This window comes from Mycobacteroides sp. H003, assembly GCF_001440135.1.
Taxonomy (GTDB): domain Bacteria; phylum Actinomycetota; class Actinomycetes; order Mycobacteriales; family Mycobacteriaceae; genus Mycobacterium; species Mycobacterium gwanakae.
On the sequence record NZ_LJYL01000015.1, the window covers coordinates 159823 to 175301 of the forward strand.

Annotated in this window: 18 protein-coding genes and 1 pseudogene; 4 read left to right on the forward strand and 15 right to left on the reverse strand. The window is 64.0% G+C overall.

Annotation, left to right across the window (positions count from 1 at the left end):
* The first annotated feature begins 27 nt into the window (after positions 1-27).
* Entirely contained in the window at positions 28-642 is a 615-nt protein-coding gene (locus AOT87_RS11345; protein ID WP_057968997.1) for an isoprenylcysteine carboxylmethyltransferase family protein, read from the forward strand.
* Here AOT87_RS11345 and AOT87_RS11350 read toward each other — a convergent pair.
* Entirely contained in the window at positions 626-1951 is a 1326-nt protein-coding gene (locus AOT87_RS11350; protein ID WP_030095969.1) for an ammonium transporter, read from the reverse strand. The genes AOT87_RS11345 and AOT87_RS11350 overlap by 17 nt on opposite strands.
* Positions 1952-2133: 182 nt before the next feature.
* On the opposite strand from AOT87_RS11350, the gene AOT87_RS11355 reads away from it, so the two are divergent.
* Positions 2134-3267 carry a nitronate monooxygenase family protein gene (locus AOT87_RS11355; RefSeq protein WP_057968998.1) on the forward strand — a complete coding sequence of 378 codons (1134 nt, stop codon included), beginning with the start codon at positions 2134-2136 and terminating at the stop codon, positions 3265-3267.
* On the opposite strand, the pseudogene AOT87_RS11360 reads toward AOT87_RS11355, so the two are convergent.
* The 7 genes and pseudogenes from AOT87_RS11360 to AOT87_RS11390 form a co-directional block, all read right to left on the reverse strand.
* Positions 3242-3613 (reverse strand): annotated as a pseudogene (locus AOT87_RS11360) (DUF6199 family natural product biosynthesis protein). The gene AOT87_RS11355 and the pseudogene AOT87_RS11360 overlap by 26 nt on opposite strands.
* A gap of 8 nt (positions 3614-3621) precedes the next feature.
* Positions 3622-4269 (reverse strand): sensor domain-containing protein, encoded by a 648-nt coding sequence (locus tag AOT87_RS11365; protein WP_057968999.1) that lies wholly within the window; start codon positions 4267-4269, stop codon positions 3622-3624.
* On the reverse strand, positions 4266-4880 hold the full coding sequence (locus tag AOT87_RS11370; protein ID WP_057969000.1) for a sensor domain-containing protein: 615 nt from the start codon (positions 4878-4880) through the stop codon (positions 4266-4268). Before AOT87_RS11370 ends, AOT87_RS11365 begins: the two co-directional genes overlap by 4 nt.
* Positions 4880-5308: an organic hydroperoxide resistance protein gene (locus AOT87_RS11375; protein WP_030095973.1), complete on the reverse strand. Its 429-nt coding sequence runs from the start codon at positions 5306-5308 to the stop codon at positions 4880-4882. Before AOT87_RS11375 ends, AOT87_RS11370 begins: the two co-directional genes overlap by 1 nt.
* A 62-nt stretch (positions 5309-5370) precedes the next feature.
* Positions 5371-6834: a catalase gene (locus AOT87_RS11380; protein WP_057969001.1), complete on the reverse strand. Its 1464-nt coding sequence runs from the start codon at positions 6832-6834 to the stop codon at positions 5371-5373.
* 21 nt (positions 6835-6855) lie between these two features.
* Positions 6856-7284 carry a Fur family transcriptional regulator gene (locus AOT87_RS11385; RefSeq protein WP_030095975.1) on the reverse strand — a complete coding sequence of 143 codons (429 nt, stop codon included), beginning with the start codon at positions 7282-7284 and terminating at the stop codon, positions 6856-6858.
* 46 nt (positions 7285-7330) lie between these two features.
* Positions 7331-7681, reverse strand: a complete 351-nt coding sequence (locus AOT87_RS11390) for a DMT family protein (protein WP_030095976.1) — start codon at positions 7679-7681, stop codon at positions 7331-7333.
* Positions 7682-7737: 56 nt separating this feature from the next.
* On the opposite strand from AOT87_RS11390, the gene AOT87_RS11395 reads away from it, so the two are divergent.
* Positions 7738-8571, forward strand: a complete 834-nt coding sequence (locus tag AOT87_RS11395) for an alpha/beta fold hydrolase (protein ID WP_057969002.1) — start codon at positions 7738-7740, stop codon at positions 8569-8571.
* On the opposite strand, the gene AOT87_RS11400 is transcribed toward AOT87_RS11395, so the two are convergent.
* The 5 genes from AOT87_RS11400 to AOT87_RS11425 form a co-directional block, all read right to left on the reverse strand.
* The gene (locus tag AOT87_RS11400; RefSeq protein WP_057969003.1) at positions 8568-9053 is read right to left on the reverse strand and encodes a hypothetical protein; all 486 of its coding nucleotides are present in this window, start codon (positions 9051-9053) and stop codon (positions 8568-8570) included. The genes AOT87_RS11395 and AOT87_RS11400 overlap by 4 nt on opposite strands.
* A gap of 63 nt (positions 9054-9116) precedes the next feature.
* Positions 9117-10202: a DUF4185 domain-containing protein gene (locus AOT87_RS11405; RefSeq protein WP_324613086.1), complete on the reverse strand. Its 1086-nt coding sequence runs from the start codon at positions 10200-10202 to the stop codon at positions 9117-9119.
* Between the two features lie 155 nt (positions 10203-10357).
* Positions 10358-10771, reverse strand: coding sequence for a hypothetical protein (locus AOT87_RS11410; protein ID WP_131727312.1), 414 nt, complete (start codon positions 10769-10771; stop codon positions 10358-10360).
* 62 nt (positions 10772-10833) lie between these two features.
* Positions 10834-11871, reverse strand: a complete 1038-nt coding sequence (locus AOT87_RS11420) for an aspartate-semialdehyde dehydrogenase (protein ID WP_057969006.1) — start codon at positions 11869-11871, stop codon at positions 10834-10836.
* Positions 11868-13133, reverse strand: a complete 1266-nt coding sequence (locus AOT87_RS11425) for an aspartate kinase (RefSeq protein WP_057969007.1) — start codon at positions 13131-13133, stop codon at positions 11868-11870. Before AOT87_RS11425 ends, AOT87_RS11420 begins: the two co-directional genes overlap by 4 nt.
* Positions 13134-13219: 86 nt before the next feature.
* Between AOT87_RS11425 and AOT87_RS11430 the strand changes: the two genes are divergently transcribed.
* On the forward strand, positions 13220-13822 hold the full coding sequence (locus AOT87_RS11430; protein ID WP_057963562.1) for a nitroreductase family protein: 603 nt from the start codon (positions 13220-13222) through the stop codon (positions 13820-13822).
* A 39-nt stretch (positions 13823-13861) separates the two neighbouring features.
* Here the strand turns inward: AOT87_RS11430 and AOT87_RS11435 are convergent, their stop codons facing one another.
* Positions 13862-14467 carry a TetR/AcrR family transcriptional regulator gene (locus AOT87_RS11435; RefSeq protein WP_057969008.1) on the reverse strand — a complete coding sequence of 202 codons (606 nt, stop codon included), beginning with the start codon at positions 14465-14467 and terminating at the stop codon, positions 13862-13864.
* An 88-nt stretch (positions 14468-14555) separates the two neighbouring features.
* Positions 14556-15431 carry a hypothetical protein gene (locus tag AOT87_RS11440; RefSeq protein WP_057969017.1) on the reverse strand — a complete coding sequence of 292 codons (876 nt, stop codon included), beginning with the start codon at positions 15429-15431 and terminating at the stop codon, positions 14556-14558.
* Between the last annotated feature and the right edge of the window lie 48 nt (positions 15432-15479).

The window sequence follows — 15479 nt, forward strand, 5'->3', positions numbered from 1 at the left end:
AATGTATGCATTAATGGAGGGAAGTTCATGGCCGTGGCAGCGCTCGTCGTCTATCTGGTCTTCATCGCCGCCGGGCTGGGCTGGAAGAGCTACCGACAGTGGCGAGCCACCGGCTCCACCGGCGTCCGCGGATTCCACGGACGCCCCGGGTCACGCGAATGGTTCGCGGGGGTGGGATTCATCGCCGCGATAATCGCCGCCCTGTTCGCACCCATCCTGCAGCTGGCGGGACTCATCGCGCCCCTTCCCGCACTGGATCATCGATCCCTTCAAGTCGCGGGAATCGCACTGGCGGCAACGGGAATCGTCGCTACGGTCGGGGCTCAGCAGACCATGGGCGAATCGTGGCGGGTCGGCGTCGACACCCGCGAGACCACCACGTTGGTGAGCAGCGGCGTTTTCGGCTGGGTGCGCAACCCGATCTTCACCGCAATGCTGACCTTCGCGGCCGGGTCGGTCCTCATGACCCCGAACCTGTTGGCCCTCAGCGGTTTCGTGTTGCTCGCCGCCTCGATCGAACTGCAGGTGCGGGTGGTCGAAGAGCCGTATCTACTCGCGACACACGGCAAGACCTACCGCGACTACGGATCCCGGGTCGGACGGTTTCTACCCGGGATCGGCAGATTCAGAGCCCCGGGTTGATGAGCCCACCACCGCGGGTGGTGGCCAGCTCGTAGGCCGACTCCGCATGCTCGGCGTCGTCGAGACCATCGGACTCGTGCTGCGGATGCGACCGAATGCCCATGGAATGGCGCAGGCCCAGCCCGATGACCCCGGTGACCGCAACCGAGTAGGCGAGCACCGCTGCCACCCCCACGAGCTGCAGCCAGAACTGATGCAACCCGCCGCCGTACAGCAGCCCATTGACGCCGGCGGGGGCCGCGGCACTGCCGACAACACCGATCATCAACGTACCGACCACGCCACCCACCAGGTGCACACCTACCACGTCGAGCGAATCGTCATATCCCAGGCGGTATTTGAGTTCGATGGCAAGAGAGCTCACCGCACCGGCCACCGCGCCGATCACCAGCGCGCCGATGGGCGTGACCGCGGCACACGAAGGCGTGATGGCCACCAAACCCGCGACGACGCCCGAGGCCGCACCGAATGAGGTGGGCTTGCCGTGCCGGACCTTTTCAACCAGCAGCCAGGCTGCCATCGACATGGCGCCCGCACCCAGCGTGTTGGCGATGACGATCGCGGCGGTGCCATCGGCGGCCAACGCCGAACCGGCGTTGAATCCGAACCAGCCGAACCACAGCAGCCCGGCACCGAGCATGACGGCAGGCAGGTTGTGGGGGCGCATGGCCTCGCGCGGCCATCCGCGCCGCTTGCCAAGAACGATGGCCAGCGCCAATCCGGCAGCACCCGAATTGATCTCCACGGCCGTACCACCCGCGAAGTCGAGGACGCCCAGGTTCGCGAGCCATCCGCTCTTGTCGGCAGTGGTGCCCTCAACCGCGAATACCCAGTGCGCCACCGGGAAGTACACCAGAGTTGCCCACAGTGCCGTGAACGCGATCCACGGCAGGAAGCGCATCCGGTCGGCAACCGCACCCGCGATGAGCGCCACCGTCACCATGGCGAACCCCGCCTGGAACATGACGAACACCAGCGCCGGAATGTTGGTCGGGCCCCACAGCGGCACCGAGGGGGCCTTGTAGTCGCCCTCGAACAGATGCTGCAATCCGGCGAACTGGAACGGATCGCCGAGGAGTCCGCCACCGATGTCGGTACCGAACGCCATCGAGTACCCAAAGGCCACCCAGAGCACCCACACCACGGCAACGGCCGAGAAGCACATCATCATCATGTTGAGGACGCTCTTGGCGCGCACCATGCCGCCATAGAAGAAGGCCAGCGCCGGGGTCATCAGGAGCACCAGCGCGGCACTCGTCAGAACCCAGGCGGTATTGGCCGCGTCCGGCACTCCCATATGCGGAAACATGCGCTGGCTACTCCCGGCTCGTGCGATTAGGTCAGCGTGAGTGTAGGGAAGCCGCCGGACGGGCGTGCAGGACCTGTTCTAAACTAGAACACGTTCCAGTTTTTAGACCCTCCTACTAGTCCGCTGCCGGGACCCCATCCCGCCATCCGCCTGCCCCTCTTCCCATCACCCAAGGAGAAGTCATGCACACCCCGATCTGCGACGAACTCGGTATCGAGTTCCCGATTTTCGCCTTCACCCACTGCCGGGACGTCGTCGTCGCGGTGAGCAAGGCCGGTGGCTTCGGCGTGCTGGGCGCCGTCGGATTCACCCCCGAACAGCTCGAAATCGAACTGAACTGGATCGACGAGCACATCGGTGACCATCCCTATGGCGTCGACATCGTCATCCCCAACAAGTACGAGGGCATGGACGCGAACATGTCGGCCGAAGACCTCACCAAGATGCTTCAGTCGATGGTTCCGCAGGAGCATCTGGATTTCGGTCGCAAGCTGCTGGCCGACCACGGAGTACCCGTCGAAGAGGGCAATGACAACGCCCTGCAACTGCTGGGCTGGACCGAAGCCACCGCGACCCCCCAGGTGGAGATCGCGCTGCGCCATCCCAAGATGACGCTCATCGCCAACGCGCTCGGCACCCCGCCGCCCGACATGATCAAGCACATCCACGACGCCGGCCGCAAGGTCGCGGCGTTGTGCGGTTCGCCCAAGCAGGCCCGCAAGCATGCCGACGCCGGGGTGGACATCGTCATCGCCCAGGGCGGCGAGGGTGGCGGCCACTGCGGTGAGGTCGGCTCGATCGTGCTGTGGCCCCAGGTGGTCAAGGAGATCGCACCGGTGCCCGTGCTGGCCGCCGGGGGTATCGGCAGCGGCTACCAGATCGCCGCAGCGCTGGCCATGGGTGCGCAGGGCGCATGGAGCGGCTCGCAGTGGCTCATGGTCGAGGAGGCCGAGAACACCGCGGTGCAACAGGACACCTACGTCAAGGCCACCAGCCGCGACACCGTGCGGAGCCGGTCCTTCACGGGCAAGCCGTGCCGGATGCTCAAGAACGATTGGACCGAGGCCTGGCAGACCGAGGGCAATCCCGAACCGCTGGGAATGCCCTTGCAGTACATGGTTTCCGGGATGGCGGTGGCAGCCACTCACAAGTTCCCGGATCAGACCATCGACGTCGCCTTCAACCCGATCGGCCAGGTCGTCGGCCAGTTCACCAAGGTGGAGAAGTCGGCCGCGGTCATCGAGCGTTGGGTCAAGGAGTACCTGGAGGCCACCAACACGCTCAACGAACTCAATGAGGCCGCCGCGTCGGTGTAAGGACCAATCGAGTGTGTGGATCGTGTCGTTTTCCGGCCGGATGTCGACACGATCCGCACACTCAACTATCCAGCGCGCTTGTGATCGACGCAGAGCTGGCCGGCGGCATCAGATCTCGATACTTCCGGTCGGCCTGCACCAACTTGTACCCAACCACCACCAGCACGACCAGACCCACAACACCGCCGATCCGCGTCATCGCGTAGGCAGCCTCGCTGGGCTCGTTGGCTTCGGGGTTCCGGTATTTCCAGGAAGACAGCACCTGCCACTGGCTCTTCGGATCAAATATCGACCACAACAAAAACGGGACGACGATAAGCCCCAGAAAAAGAAGCAATCCCCCCACACCTACCCCTACTGGCCCAGGCCGTTTTGCATCGTGTTGGCCAGCACGTTCACCGCAAGGCTGCCGTTCCCCGGCTGGCAGACCTTGGCCTGAAGCAACACATTCTCGCGCCTGCGGGTCTGGTTGAAGCAGCGACGGTCGAGACCGGCCTCCTCCTTCATCCACGCGGCGTCGGCGGCACCGGCCGCGGGTCCGGTGAATGTCCACACCTCGCGTCGGCCGTCATTCAGGAGCAAGGTGGCCGTCTGACCGGAGCATCCTTGAGTGCGGTCCACCACTCGATGGAATGCGCGGTCAGCGGCATCGTCGTTGGCGAACACCCCGATCGACTGCTTGACCAAATGCGTTGCATCCGTGGCCGAGTCTTGCGTCGTCGCACCCCGGAACGAGGCCAGATCCGGATCGGCGTACACCTCATCGAGCCCAATATCCGACCAGTTGTTGCATTCGGGGATATCCACCGAGAACGCCTGGAACGGCTGGGTGAACTCACTATGCGACCCGAGCTGCGCCCCCAGGACATTGCTCACCGATCCGCGCGCGAGCACCGCATAGTTCACGACGCCCGGATCGGATGGACGAGCTCCCGCAACGGGGGCCAGCGCAAGCGCGACCACCGTCGCAGCAGTCACGGCCGAGGCGATCTTGATGGTCATGCCCGTCCCTCCATGGCATCGGCGAGGGCCGCGGCGATGTTCTCGCCATTCTTCGGTACACACGCCTTCACCTGCAATAACACCTCGCGCTTCGCACGCATCTGCACGTAGCAAGTAGTCCCGGTGGCGCTGGCCATCGACCAGCTGGCCGTGGTGTCTCCCGACTTGCCCTTGGTGATGGTCCACGTTTCCCGCGCACCCTGCCCATCGGTCACATCCAGAGGTACGCCGTAGCAGTTGTCCATGAACAACAGCGCGACAACCGGATCCACCGCGGCGATCGGGCGCTGAAAAACCCCCACCGCCTGCTTCACGGAATACGTTGTGTCCGAATCCGATTTCTGTGACGTCTGCCCGCGATACTCGGCCAATTCGCCGTTACCGTTGAACACCTCGTCCAGCCCCACATCGACGAAGCTCAGACAACTCGGTTCGCTCACCTGGTAGCCGGCCGTCGGAGATTCGACAGTCCGGGTGACGGGAAGTTCGGTGCCGACGATCGAATTCACCACCTTGGGCTTGAGCACGACGGCATCCGGACCAACCGCCTGGGCCGCCGGCGCGAACACCAAGGCCAGCGCCGATACCCCCGCGACGACGAACCCGCGCATCAGACCCGCGCCTTTACCGTCACCTCGATGTTGCCGCGGGTCGCGTTGGAGTACGGGCATACCTCATGCGCCTGCTCCAACAGGTCATCGGCGACCTCCTGGGACAGCCCGGGCAGGTACCCATCCAGCTCGGCCGACAGATCGAATCCGCCCTCCGGGGTCTTGGAGATTCCCACCTTCGCGGTGATCGATGTCGCGGGGTCGAGCTGCACCTTCGCGATACGCGCCACCAGATTGAGTGCGCTCAAGAAACACGCCGAGTACCCGGCCGCGAACAACTGCTCAGGATTGGTGCCTTCGCCGTTGCCGCCCATTGCTTTTGGAATTCGGGTGTCTAGATCTATCCGGCCATCCGACGAGCGCACATGCCCGTCACGGCCTCCCCCGGTCGACGTGGCTTCTGCGGTGTAGACGGCCTCATTGGACATACGACGAGCATACGGATGGCGCCGGCCCCCTTGAAGAGAACCGGCGCCATCCAAGAACTCCCCTACTGCGCGTCGAGACCGGCGCGAACACCCTCTTCGACGGCCTTGCCCAGCTCCGGATCTACGTTCTTCCAGTATTCGAACACTCGGGACAGCACGGGTTCACTGACGCCGCCCAGCACATGGCCCACGATGTTGCTCGCCAGCCGCGCGCGCTGTTCGTCGTCCAGCACCTCACGGACCAAGGTTCCGGCTTGGACGAAGTCGTCGTCCTCGGCGTGCTGGACATACCCGGCACGCACGGCGGTGCCGTCGAAATCCCACACCCCCAGGTCGCCCGCTGCCTGCGGATCGGCATGCGGACCCCCGAAAGAGTTGGGGGCGTACACCGGAACCTCGGGATCATTGAAGTGATACCGCATCGCGCCCTCCTTGGAGTAGGAATTCACGGTCGCGGCCCGCGCCTCGTTGGGCGGCAACTGCGCATAGTTGGTGCCGATCCGGTACCGATGTGCGTCGGCGTAGGCAAACACCCGGCCGAGCAGCATCTTGTCGGGTGAGAAGCCTATTCCCGGAACGATATTCGATGGTTCGAAGGCAGCCTGCTCGATGTCGACGAAGTAGTTCCCCGGGTTGCGATTGAGCGTCCACTTGCCGACCTCGATCAAGGGGTAGTCCTTCTTGGACCAAACCTTGGTCAGATCGAACGGATTGAACCGGTATCCCGGTGCCTCGGCCACCGGCATGATCTGCACATGGAGGGTCCAGCTCGGAAAATTGCCTTGCTCGATCGCATCCCACAGATCGCGACGATGCGCGTCGGCGTCGGACCCGGCGAGTGCATCCGCTTCCTGCTGGGTCAGGAAATCCTGGCCCTGATCGGTCCGGAAGTGGTACTTCACCCAGAAACGCTCCCCCTCTGCATTGACCCACTGATAGGTGTGCGAGCCGTATCCGTTCATGTGGCGGTAGTTCTTCGGGATCCCGCGATCACCCATCAACCAGGTGACCTGGTGTGCCGTCTCGGGACGCAGCGTCCAAAAATCCCACTGCATGTTGTGGTCCCGCAATCCTGATCCCGGCAACCGCTTCTGCGAGCGGATGAAGTCCGGGAACTTGATGGCATCGCGAATGAAGAAGACGGGGGTGTTGTTACCGACCAGGTCGTAATTGCCGTCCTCGGTATAGAACTTGATGGCGAAACCACGCGGGTCACGCCAGGTATCGGGACTTCCCTGTTCGCCTGCCACCGTCGAAAAGCGCACCAGTGACGCTGTTTTCGCACCCGGCTGAAACAGCTTGGCCTTGGTGTACTTCGAGACGTCCGCGGTGACGACGAGCTCTCCGTACGCGCCGGCACCCTTGGCGTGCACGATGCGCTCGGGAACGCGTTCCCGGTTGAACTGCGCAAGCTTTTCGATCAGATAGTGGTCATGCAACAGAACCGGGCCCTGGATGCCCGCGGTCAACGACTCGTCGTCGCTCTCCACTGCGATACCGGTGTTCGTGGTTGTACGGATGGACATGAAAACCTCCTCGAAACCTGATTAATTGGGCTGACATTCGGGGCACAGGCCCCAGAACACGATTTCGGCCTCGTCGACCACGAACCCCGCGGTATGTGACGGCTCCAGGCACGGCGCATGCCCGACGGTGCAGTCCACATCGGTGACGGCACCGCAACGGCGACAGACCAGATGGTGATGGTTGTCGCCGATACGCGTCTCAAAGAGCGCCGCGGAACCAGCCGGTTCGATACGTCGCACCAGCCCGGCACTCACACAGGCCTTGAGCACGTCATAGACGGCCTGTGTGGACACCTTCCCAAGATCGGCACGCACCACCATCGCGATGACATCTGCGGTTGAATGTGGATGCGCCGCAATCGCGTTCAGAACCGCGACGCGCGGAGCCGTGACACGCAGTCCCGCCCTGCGCAATGCAGCGGCTGGGGCGGGGGGCTGTACTGCGGTCACCTCACCAGTATGCGCCTTTTCTGGAATGAGTCAAGAAATGGTGTCTCTATCCGAACGGGCCGTTGAATACGAAGTAGGCCCCGGCGGCGATCAATACGAACCCCACCAGGTGATTCAGGGTGAGCTTCTCCCCCAGGTACCACACCGCGAAACCGAGAAACACCGTTAGCGTGATGACCTCTTGCATCGCCTTGAGCTCGGCGCCCGAATACACCTCACTGCCAAGACGATTCGCGGGAACTGCCAGGCAGTACTCGAAGAATGCGATGAACCAGCTGACGAGGACCACCACCCACAACGGGTGATCCTTGAATTTCAGATGCCCGTACCAGGCAAAGGTCATGAAGATGTTTGAGCAGATGAGCAGCACTGGCGGCAGGAACCGGGCAGCAATCATGTCCACATTCTGCAGATCTTCCCTGTCAACCGCCCACAACCGCTAGCCTGCTGCGCATGAGCGGTGCCGCATTGCAGGACCGGTACGTCCAGAGCTGCCTCGGCGGCCTGCATGTGCGGGTCGGCGGTAACGGGCCCGCCATCCTCTTCTGGCCCAGCCTGCTGATGACCGGGTCCATGTGGGCCGAACAGGCCCGATACTTCGCCGACCGCTACACCGTGATCCTCGTCGACCCGCCCGGCCATGGTGACAGCCAGGCCTTGCACCGAATGTTCCGATTCGAAGACTGCGCACACAGCATCGAACAAATCCTCGACACCCTCGGCATCGAGCGCGCACACCTCGTGGGCAATTCCTGGGGCGGAATGATCGGGGGAACCTTCGCGGCACTGCATCCCGGCCGTGCCGGAGCGTCCGTCTTGATGAACGCCACCGCCTCGCGCGCGAACATGCGTCAGACCGTCGAGTTTCGGCTGCTCACCGAGATAGTCCGGCTGCTGGGAAAATTCCGCGAACCACTCACCACCCGAGCGGTGAAGGCCTTTGTCGGCCCCACCATCATGCGCGAGCGCCCCCAGGTAGAACAGGCGATCCGCGCCGAACTGCGCGATCTCAACGTCGACTCGGTCTATTGGGCGGTCAACAGCGTCGTTCCGGCACGGCCCGACCAACGCGAGCTGTTCGGGCGCATCGGTACACCGATCCTGGTTGTCGCCGGGCGCGAGGATCCCACCTTTCCCGTCGCCGAGACCGAGCTGATGGCCGAAGCGATCCCCGGCGCCGAGTTCGTGATCATGGAGAACACCGGACATCTGGCCGCATTGGAACGCCCCGACGAGGTCAACGCCCTCATCGACGAGTTCCTCAAGCGGCACCCGCTGGAGGGCTAGAGCGCCCGCGCCCTGCGCATGTCCTCGATGGCCCCCGCCCGGTCGCCCAGCTCATTGCGGATCACCGCGCGCAGTGCGAGCGCATCGGCGAATCCGGACTCGATATCGAGGGCCTCATCGACCGCCGCGAGGGCTTCATTTGGTTTGCTGGCACCCTTGAGCGCCCACGCGTGGGCGTAGTGGTTGATGGCGTCATGGCCGCCGTATCGCACGGCAGAGAGTGCGCAATCAATCGCATCGAAGTGCCGCCCCATGCTGCCGAGGCAGTACGCCAGAATGCGCCAGGCCCGGGAATTCTTGTGCTCCAGCTCCAGCGCATCATTGGCGAGACGCAACGCCTCGCTGTCGTCTCCAGACGCCAGGGCCTCGCTTGCGCGGGTTGCCAGCTCCTCAGCGTCCACAGATTCGAAGGTACGCGAACCCTGCCCGCCGGTTATCCACTCATCGGCGGCGATGTCGATCAAGGTTCCGCTAGCAATCATCGGCAACTATCCTAACCAGCCGCCATAGACGCGTCGATAACCCTGGTAACAAGCGAATGTTAGTTAGCCCACACCGGCCCGCAACGGGTTCACCGCGAATTCGATCACCCGATAGGGGGCATGGTCGCGCGAATCGGTGTTCCACTGGCTGACGTAAATGCTGAGCCGATCAAGCGTGGAGTCCGGCCCGATATATCCGCCATACGGCTGAGCCAAGGTGTTGTCCCACGACTCGGGCAGCTCGTCGGCGACCTCGGGCCAAGCCCCGGCGTTCACCACCGTGGTCGCCGGTACCGCGCCGAGCCGCGTGGGGTTGTCGGCAACCCGCACCTCGACGTTGCCCGTGGTCTGGTTGAAGTAAGACAGCACCGCCTGTCCGTCGACCATCTTCATGCTCAGCTCGCCCAGGTGGTCATCCCACAACGGCGTCACGGCGGCACCCCAGGTCCATCTGCCGCGAGCATCGGCGCCCCACCCCTGCCACGTCGCGCGGTCGGTGAACGTGTCCGGCTTGGCCCGGTACAGAACCACGGGTCGCGAACGATCGAATCCGTCGCTGACGATGTACACCCACCCCTTCGGCGACTCAGGGGTCCATAGCGGGTCGTAATAGCCGCTGATCTGAGTCTGCTGGCCATTCGCGTAATCACCGGGTCGTACCGATCCGGGCACGGTCGGCCATCCGGCACGGAAGGGGTCAGGCTTCACCAACCGTGTCGACTGCGGAACCAAGTTCTTGGTGACGGCGATGAACAGCCAGTTAGTGCCGTTGATGTCGATGACGCCCGAGGGAAGTTGCGAGAATCCCGGCGGCGTCGGGTCTTCCAAAAGTGGGCGGTCGGTGCCCAGCACACCGGAGTGACGCACACCGGATGCGTTCGGCACTGTTTCCGTGTCGACGCGTAGCGCCACCGGCGAGTACCAGCCGCCGTATCCCACGCCCTGCCCTGCGAAGCTGTCACCACAGATCTGCAGCATCCCGCCGGTGAAAACCATGAACTCGCACAGATCGGTCGCGCCCAGGTTGTAGTCGGAGGTCGCGGTGCCCGTTCCCGCGACCGGCCCAACACGCACCACCTCACCGGGGTCCAGCGCAGGCAGCGACGCGGGCTGCAGCGGGTCAGCGAATGCGGCTGGGAAGCAGGGCAATTGCAGGCTTGTGAACGTCAGGAGCGCGGTCAGCAGGACCGTGCTGCCCCTGATGCGCCGCACGCCTCATCTCCCATCCGGCGCCAAGGCGCCACTAACCATCCCAGGACAGGGTAGCCAGTGGCGCCGGGCAGTCGGATCGCGATGGACCGGGGTCAGGGGCGCGGCGCGGAGGGTGCGGGTGGCGTGGAGGGCGCGGGCGGCGGCGGCTGGTCGCGCCGGTCCTGACGCTCGGGCGGCTGCGGCGGGATGAACGCAGGACCGCGCTCGATGATGACCGGCCCACCGGGGGGAAGCATCGGAGGCTGACCGTCCCGCTGGAACATCATGTGCCGGCCGTGCTCACCGGGGCCACCAGGACCGCCGTGCCCACCATGCCCGCACTGCGAGCCGGCCAGCACGCCGAGACCGAAGGTGACGCCGAGGATCACGAATGCACCCGCGACGATGCCGACAACGGCGGCGATCTTCACCAGCAAGGTGTTACTCGCCGAACGCGGCGCGGGCGCGGGTGCCTGCGGAACAGACACCGGATTCGTTGGTGTATCGGGATTGTCTGGAGTTGTCATGCCCCGAGCATGGCCGAACGGACTGACCATTGCCCAGGGAAAACCCGTGAAGTTCCTGTGAGTCAGCTCGCGACGAGCAGTTCGGCGATCTGAATCGTATTCAGCGCGGCACCCTTCCGGAGGTTGTCTCCAGAAATGAACAGCGCCAGACCGCGATTACCCGGAACGCCCGGATCCTGACGGATCCGGCCCACCAGGGATTCGTCGGCACCCGCCGCGGCCAGCGGCGTGGGTACGTCGGCCAGGGTGACGCCCGCCGCCGCGCCAAGCAGCTCAGCGGCACGCGCGGCCGTCAGCTCACGCTCGAACTCGGCATTGATCGAGAGCGAGTGTCCGGTGAAGACCGGAACCCGCACACACGTACCGCTCACCAAAAGCTCTGGTATGCCAAGGATCTTGCGACTCTCATGACGCAGCTTCTGGTCTTCATCGGTCTCACCGGAGCCGTCGTCGACCAGCGAGCCGGCCAGCGGGATCACGTTGAAGGCAATGGGTGCAACATATTTCACCGGTTCCGGGAAGCTGACGGCAGAGCCGTCGTGCACCAGTTGCTCACCATCGGCGATACCGGCGCGTACCTGAGTGGCCAACTCTTCCACGCCGGCCAGGCCACTGCCCGACACCGCCTGGTAGGTCGACACGATCAGCCGGGCGAGGCCCGCCTCGTCGTGCAACACCTTGAGCACCGGCATCGCAGCCATGGTGGTGCAGTTCGGGTTGGCGATAATGCCTTTCGGCAGCTTCACGCCACGCACGTCGCGATCGAAGTTCACCTCCGAAACCACCAACGGAACGTCCGGGTCCTTGCGCCAGGCCGACGAGTTGTCGATGACGGTGACGCCTGCCTCGGCGAACCGTGGTGCCTGCACCCGGGACATGGTGGCCCCGGCGGAGAACAGCGCGATATCCAATCCAGAAGGATCCGCGGTCTCGGTGTTCTCGACCTCGATCTCCTGGCCGCGGAACGTCAGCTTCTTGCCCTCGGAGCGGGCAGACGCGAAGAACCGCACCGATGACGCCGGAAAGTCACGCTCTTCCAATAGCTTTCGCATGACGGCCCCGACCTGGCCGGTCGCGCCGACAACACCAATGGAGGTCATCGCCCGGTTCCTCCGTACACGGTGGCTTCCTCTTCGCTACCGAGTTCGAAGGCGTCGTGGATGGCCTTGACAGCGGTGTCGAGCTCATCGTCCTTGACCAGCACCGAGATCCGGATCTCCGACGTCGAGATGAGTTCGATGTTGACCCCGGCCTTGGCCAGCGCCTCACAGAAGCCGGCAGTGACACCCGGGTGGCTGCGCATACCCGCACCCACCAGCGACACCTTGCCGATGTGATCGTCGTAGAGCACCTGCGAGAACCCGATCTCGTTCTTCAGCGAGTCCAGCTTCTCGACCGCGGTGGGCCCATTCTCCTTGGGGCAGGTGAAGGTGATGTCGGTCTTGCCGTCCTCGACCTTGGAGATGTTCTGCAGCACCATGTCGATGTTGATCTCGGCATCGGCCACGGCACGAAAGACCTTGGCGGCGTATCCGGGTACGTCGGGAATCCCGACGACAGTGACCTTGGCCTCACCACGATCGTGTGCGACACCGGTGAGAATCGCTTCTTCCACAGGAATGTCCTCCATTGATCCGCTGACGATCGTGCCTGGCTTGTCGGTATACGACGAGCGCACGTGAACCGGAACGTTGTATCGCCGGGCGTATTCCACGCAGCGCAGCATGAGCACCTTTGCTCCGGCTGCCGCCATCTCCAGCATTTCCTCGAAACTGACCTTGTCCAGCCGGGCCGCATTCGGCACGATCCGCGGATCGGCGGTGAAGACCCCGTCGACGTCGGTGTAGATCTCGCAGACGTCGGCTTTCAGCGCGGCGGCCAGCGCGACGGCGGTGGTATCAGAGCCACCGCGTCCCAACGTGGTGACGTCCTTGCTGTCCTGACTCACACCCTGGAATCCGGCGACCAGCACCACCTGGCCCTCGTCCAGGGCGGAGCGCAACCGGCCGGGAGTGACGTCGATGATCTTGGCGCTGCCGTGCCTGCCGGTGGTGATGACACCGGCCTGCGATCCCGTGAACGAGCGCGCCGAGGCCCCCAGCGAGTGAATGGCCATCGCGACCAGGGCGTTGGACATCCGCTCACCGGCCGTCAGGAGCATGTCCAGCTCACGGGGCGGCGGTGCCGGGCAGACCTGTTGAGCCAGGTCAAGCAGCTCGTCGGTGGTGTCACCCATGGCCGAGACCACAACGACGACGTCGTTGCCGTTCTTCTTCGTCTCGACGATGCGTTCGGCCACCCTGCGGATGCGTTCGGCCGTTGCGACCGACGATCCGCCGTACTTTTGGACGACGAGCGCCACGGCATACCTTCCTGCTGTTCGGCCAGGGTCGGGAGAGATCCAGTCATCAGGATAAGGGGTTACGACAACTCGATAACCTGGCCCGTATGGGCAACCCGACCGAACGTACCGCCATCACCTCGGTTCCGATCCAGCCGCTGATCGCCTCGCGCTGGAGTCCGCGGCATTTCGATCCCGGTGCAAACCTGGCTCCCGAGACCCTGACAGCCCTGCTCGAAGCGGGTCGGTGGGCCGCCAGTTGGGGTAAGCGCTTCCCCGTCCGATACATCGTGGGCCTGCGCGGTGACGCCACCTACGAGGCACTGGTCGAGCTGCTCAATCGGGGAAACTCTTACGCAAAAGTTGCGGCAGCGCTCGTGCTGGTGAGCACCGACCTGGGTGATGATGACAACACCGCCGTCTACGCGGCGGTCGATGCCGGACTGGCGATTGCCCAGCTGGGGGTCGAGGCGCGCTCGCACGGTCTCCACACCCATCCAATGGCCGGATTCCGGGCGGACGACGCACCCGGCGTCTTCGGTATCCCCGAGAACGTGCGGCCCATCGCCGTCGTCGCGATCGGACCTGTTCTCGAGGATTACGCCGGTGCCGACGAATCGACCGTCGAGCGCGATCACGCCCCCCGGCAACGCCCCGCGCTGAGCGACATCGCCTTCACCGAGCGCTGGGGCGAGAGTTTCGGCGGTTAGCGCGCCTCACCCGGCGGCCCCGGATCGGAGCAACGGGCATCACGCAGCGGTCACCGCCGCGAGGGCAATGAGCATTTCACTGAGCGATTCGAGGTCTTCGGTGGAACGGGCCGGGTCAGGGCTGACGACATGCTGCAGGATCAGGCCGTCGATTCCGGCCACAAGCACCCGAGCCAACCGTTCGAAAGACACCGCACAACGCTCTCCGGCCCGTCGCGCCGCCTCCTGGCACCAGTGGGCGACGACCTGGGTGTAACGCTCGTACTGCCAGGCCGGGAGATCCTCCAGGCCTGGTGTCCGAAGTGCATGGGTGACGAGTTCGTACTGGACCAGCTGCAGATCGCGATGCTCGTCGACCAGCTGTGACCAGAAATTCCGCACGCCGTGCCGGATCGCGTTCTCCAGGCCGGTTTCGGTTTCCGAGACACCGCGCAGAACTCCCGCGATCTCCTCCACGACATCCTCGATCACCGCCTTGAGCAGGCCCTGCTTACTCGGAAAGACGTACTGGAGCGTCCCCAATGGGATGCCCGCCTCCCCGGCGACAGCGCGCATGGTGGTGCGGCCCACCCCTTCATGCATCAGCACCACACGCGCGGCCGCGACCGCTTCCCTGGTCCGCTGCGCCGATTCGACGTAGGGCATCACAGAACTCCTGTCAGTAGCAGAGCCGATACCTGCCCCTCGATGACCGCGGCGCTGTCCATGACGTCATTGTGTCCCGGTGCACGCCTCAGTCGAACGAACCCCGGAAGATCCCTACCGCCTTGTCGATCATCGCGCGGGTAGATCCACAGTCCCCGGCCTTCAGCGAGAAGCTCAGCACCTCGATGAAAATCCGCTCCGGGGTGCTGTTCTCCTGCATGGCACCACCCGGGACGTCGCGGGCGTACAACGGCTTACCCAGACGCACCATGCTGGTGCACATGCTGCCGTCTTGACCGTGGAAGTACTCGACACCGTCCCGAATTTCCTCGTGCAGCCTCGACGGCGGATCGACGCCCGTCCTGATGGTGAATTCGAATTGAGTATCGCTGTCTTTCAACGAGAATCGACATGAGAACGGGTCGCCAAATAGGGACGGTCTCAGATCATCTACCCGGCCCGGATACTCATCGAGAATCTCGCACGGATCCCGCTCCGCGATCTTGATCGGATACGCGCTCAATGCCTCACGCACGGGCATATCGGCCGGGTTCAGCGTGGCCAGCACACCGATAACTGGCTGTGCCATCTTGCAATTCGGTGCGGGCACGCCCCTGGCACCGTCGACGACCACAACGCGCAGCGCCGGCACCCGCGTCCCCTTCAACACGGGCGCATTCGGAAGCTTGTTCAACGCGATCGGAAATTCGTACAGACATGTGCCCACGGTGTGAAACACCGGTGCGCCACCGATCGTGAATTCGGGCCGCTCCCGCGAATAGTCACCCAGTACCAGTGACAGACCCACACTCGATGGGGACGCCGTGCCGGTCACCTTGATGGAACCGAAACAGCCACCCACATCTCCCGAAATGTAGGTCGGAGCGCCAATGTCCTTGAGCATCAACAAAAGACCACATGGATCGATCCGTCGCAACGCCCGCAGATAAGCCAACAGGGTCATCTGCGTTTCCGTGAAGGTTTGACCGTATGTGGCCACCTCGCCGACGAA